A 3,421-nucleotide genomic window follows, 5' to 3' on the forward strand; every position below is an offset into this window, starting at 1 on the left:
TGACTTGCTTTTACAGTACTGTTGTAGCATTTTAAGCACCATTTTTTAGGTAAGTGAAAGTCCTGTGACTGTCACATAGCAGATTATTTATTTTTTTATTATTTTATCTTTTTATCTTTAAACTGCTCCACCTCACTCAAACATAACTCTTTTCAAACACAAACATTACACCGTTACATTTGCTTATTATCTCAACAAACAAACACGCAGTCATTTACACCCAGGGAGATCCAACCCATACCATACATCACTTCACGTGAGCATGCGCCTCGAAACAGAACACTTAATATTAATTTAAAAACAACACGCCATCTTGTCAGCAATCTTGGTTCGCTCGAAAAAGGGGAACGGCGGTCCCCCGAAATATCGCGACATCATGTAAATATGTATATACTATGAATCCTATATATGCACGAATTAAACTTTATTCTAAATGACTGATTCCAATATTTTTAGTATTATATATATATATATATAATATCTCAAGTCTGCCAAGCAGCATTAAAAACGACAGAAATAGTTTTACTTCATTGCTAAAGGAGGAATTACCTGCAGGACCTATTAAATTACTGAATCCTGGCCCAGAGATTGTAAGCGTTGCAGAAATTGCACTAATACTAGTTACAAAGTCCGTGTTGCTTAAGTAAGACATCACTATTGAAGATACAGCGAAGATTAATATGTAAATTGCAAAAACGTAAATATAGAGTGAACTTCATAATTCTTTAGGATTTTACCATTAAATTTCACTCTATCATCTGCATCAGGGTTCAATAAAAAAGCGAAAGCGATTTTCTATGGACCTGAGAATAACGATCAGACGAAAGACCTTAATACCGCCGCTTGCAGAATCACCACATCCGCCAACAAAGGTTAGAAAAAAAGCCAAAACTGAAACAAAACTCCAATCCACGTAATTGTACATCAAATAACCAGTTGATGTGATAAAAGATGTGATGGTAAATGTGCCATATCTAAGTGAAAATGATAACCCTAAATCAACGTTTTTATACAACCAAAAACAAGCAAATAAGGACGAGATAACAACTATTCTAACAAAATAAAAGACCTGTTCAATTATGGCGAACGTCTGACCGCCCTATAATTCTTATATAGCTAAGGAAAGGCAGACAACCCAAAATCATAAAAATAATTGTTATAGCTTCTAGTATGGGATCATTATAGTGCCCTATGGAATCTTTATAGTTAGCAAATCCACCAGTTGATACAGCGAACATTCCATGACATATTGCCTCAAACAATGGCATACCAGCTAGAAAATATGAAAATACACACAACAAAGTTTGGCCATAATATACTGTCGTAATATGAATCACCACACTTCGCGTGTTCGGTAACCTTTTTTTGTAGCATCTGAGCAATCAGAGTAGAGTAAATTATTTAGACCCAAAACCTTAAGCATAGGAAAAACTGCAATCCCTATAGTGATTATATCAAAGCCATCTATACCGTGTAGCATTGCTCTCCATAGCAGTATTCCTGGAGATAGTCTTTCAAAATCACTAAATATAGTTGCTCCTGTTGTTGTAAAGCCAGATATCGTTTCAAATAATGCATCAACATAGCTCAGGTTACCAAGATAGAATGGAATAGCTGCAAATAGGAATAAAGCAATCCAGGTACAACTGGTAATCGAAAAATTGCTGGCATTCCATGCAATCTACTTAATTTATCCAATAGAACAAAATTTGCACCAGATGTGCAGGTAATTTTGAAAGCTAGAAACGTTTTTATTCGTAGCTCAGGTACTCATTGGTAATAGCAGGAATGACCATTGTCAAGCTAAATAACAATACAAACACTCCAACAATAAATAAAATTGAACGTAAAGTCTGCAAACGTTGATGACTTTCCATAGAACTACCTTCTAAAATAAAAGATATTACACTATATCATGAACTTTTGCTGAAACTTTTTTCATATCTTCATTGGAAAGTGGAATCAGACCGAGCCTAGATAGGTATCCATTCTCAGCACTTATAGAACTTATAACTTCTCTAATGAATTCTCTTAATCCATCAATGGTATTTAAGTGCTCCTTCTTTATATAAAGGTATAAAGGTCTTGCTAATATATATTTTTCCGATGATATATTTTCATAAGTCGGTTCAATTTCTGCGATTGTGCTTCCTTGTATTTTATCTTGGTTCCTCACTAGAAAGATGAAACTAAATATTTCTAAGGCGTTTTTATTACTTTTTAACTTTGGAATTATTATATTTTTATCAATCCCGACTTCTATGTATCTCCCTCCCATCATCCCTTATAAATATTGTATTACCGCATGCTTTCTCTCTCTTTCCTCTGGATTGTTATAATTCTCCTTGAAAATTTTCGAGTTCATGCATGTGTATTGATCAAGCATAATAGAATTAATCAAAGTTTCGTATGTAACTGTATTCTGATGTGGACCATAAATTTCAATTTCTGTTTTTGGTAAAGCTTGATCTACGTCAGACCAGTACTTCTTTTTATTTTTTACTAGCTTACCATTTTCTTGGGAATATGCGGAAAAAGTTTCAATTAAACCTTTTTTGTGAAATCAAACCTATAGCTCTGATTCGAATTTGCAACTACAACTCCATCATAGCCAATAATGATCTCTATAACTTCGCTAACTTTATTCCTTTTACATAACTCTCTTTCTGCTTCTTTTATAGGACGAGATGAAGTGGCAATGTCTGGTGTGTTCTCCCCCACCCCTGAACAAAACATTTTGAACCCTGACCCACTTCCTATCGATTCTACAACTGGAGTCTTAAAGGAGAATACACGATTGAAGTCCTCAGCTATAAATGAGATCAAAGGAAAAACAGTTGAAGAACCAACAATTCTGATATAATGCCTTGCATCACTGTTTGACAGTGGCATGAATACTGTAAACATAAAAATCAAGAAAAAGCCTCTAAACATCATTTTTAGGTAAGAACATAAATCTACAATTTTATATTAAAAGATCAAACTGAAAAGTCCTAATTCCCCACTTATTATTAAGCCTTCTTAATCATAAATTCACTTCAACAGATTTAAATTACCTTAGCCGTCACTCTTCAATCCAAGCATTCCTGATATAGATAGGTCCTTTTTTAAGGAAAAAAACATAAATCATACCTGATCGAATAACCTAAAAAATTAACATTCTTATTTAGGAAATATTTAGAGGAATTTACAATAGATTGACATCATTGAAGAGAAGATATCGGTATCTCTTGTCCAGGTAGACTTGTTTTAACTTCTATAAAAATCAGTTCTCTTTTCTTAGATACGATCAAGTCAACTTCGCCGAACTTGTAATGATAACGATGTTTTATAATATTATACCACTTCAGCTTTAAATATACTAAAACTAATAGCTCACCAAAATAACCTGTAAAATAGAGTATAACCTATAGAATAATAA

At 33.4% G+C, this 3,421-nt stretch carries 7 protein-coding genes and 1 pseudogene; all 8 read right to left on the bottom strand.

Annotated elements, in window-relative coordinates; all coding sequences use genetic code 11:
• Positions 1-424: 424 nt before the first annotated feature.
• The 8 genes and pseudogenes from HET73_RS08700 to HET73_RS06545 all read right to left on the bottom strand — a co-directional run bounded on the left by HET73_RS08700 (position 425) and on the right by HET73_RS06545 (position 3,404).
• The gene (locus HET73_RS08700) at positions 425-655 is read right to left on the bottom strand and encodes a hypothetical protein (protein WP_246210249.1); all 231 of its coding nucleotides are present in this window, start codon (positions 653-655) and stop codon (positions 425-427) included.
• A gap of 108 nt (positions 656-763) precedes the next feature.
• The gene (locus HET73_RS08705) at positions 764-925 is read right to left on the bottom strand and encodes a hypothetical protein (RefSeq protein WP_246210250.1); all 162 of its coding nucleotides are present in this window, start codon (positions 923-925) and stop codon (positions 764-766) included.
• Between the two features lie 148 nt (positions 926-1,073).
• Positions 1,074-1,340, bottom strand: a complete 267-nt coding sequence (locus HET73_RS09165; protein WP_343033098.1) for a potassium transporter TrkG — start codon at positions 1,338-1,340, stop codon at positions 1,074-1,076.
• Positions 1,334-1,681, bottom strand: a complete 348-nt coding sequence (locus HET73_RS09170) for a potassium transporter TrkG (RefSeq protein ID WP_343033066.1) — start codon at positions 1,679-1,681, stop codon at positions 1,334-1,336. The genes HET73_RS09165 and HET73_RS09170 overlap by 7 nt, the downstream gene beginning before the upstream one ends.
• Positions 1,682-1,751: 70 nt before the next feature.
• The gene (locus HET73_RS09175; RefSeq protein ID WP_255453481.1) at positions 1,752-1,877 is read right to left on the bottom strand and encodes a hypothetical protein; all 126 of its coding nucleotides are present in this window, start codon (positions 1,875-1,877) and stop codon (positions 1,752-1,754) included.
• A 26-nt stretch (positions 1,878-1,903) separates the two neighbouring features.
• Positions 1,904-2,281, bottom strand: a complete 378-nt coding sequence (locus HET73_RS10005) for a substrate-binding domain-containing protein (RefSeq protein ID WP_246210251.1) — start codon at positions 2,279-2,281, stop codon at positions 1,904-1,906.
• A gap of 263 nt (positions 2,282-2,544) precedes the next feature.
• Positions 2,545-2,892 carry a substrate-binding domain-containing protein gene (locus tag HET73_RS10010; RefSeq protein WP_246210252.1) on the bottom strand — a complete coding sequence of 116 codons (348 nt, stop codon included), beginning with the start codon at positions 2,890-2,892 and terminating at the stop codon, positions 2,545-2,547.
• Positions 2,893-3,064: 172 nt separating this feature from the next.
• Positions 3,065-3,404, bottom strand: a pseudogene (locus tag HET73_RS06545) (YraN family protein).
• Positions 3,405-3,421: the final 17 nt, after the last annotated feature.

Source organism: Wolbachia endosymbiont of Atemnus politus (assembly GCF_013309895.1).

What these genes read in the sequence shown, in the direction of transcription:
- HET73_RS08705 (WP_246210250.1), bottom strand. Translation starts at nt 925, where the DNA reads ATGTACAATTACGTGGATTGGAGTTTTGTTTCAGTTTTGGCTTTTTTT.
- HET73_RS09175 (WP_255453481.1), bottom strand. Translation starts at nt 1,877, where the DNA reads ATGGAAAGTCATCAACGTTTGCAGACTTTACGTTCAATTTTATTTATT.
- HET73_RS10010 (WP_246210252.1), bottom strand. Translation starts at nt 2,892, where the DNA reads ATGCCACTGTCAAACAGTGATGCAAGGCATTATATCAGAATTGTTGGT.
- HET73_RS10005 (WP_246210251.1), bottom strand. Translation starts at nt 2,281, where the DNA reads ATGATGGGAGGGAGATACATAGAAGTCGGGATTGATAAAAATATAATA.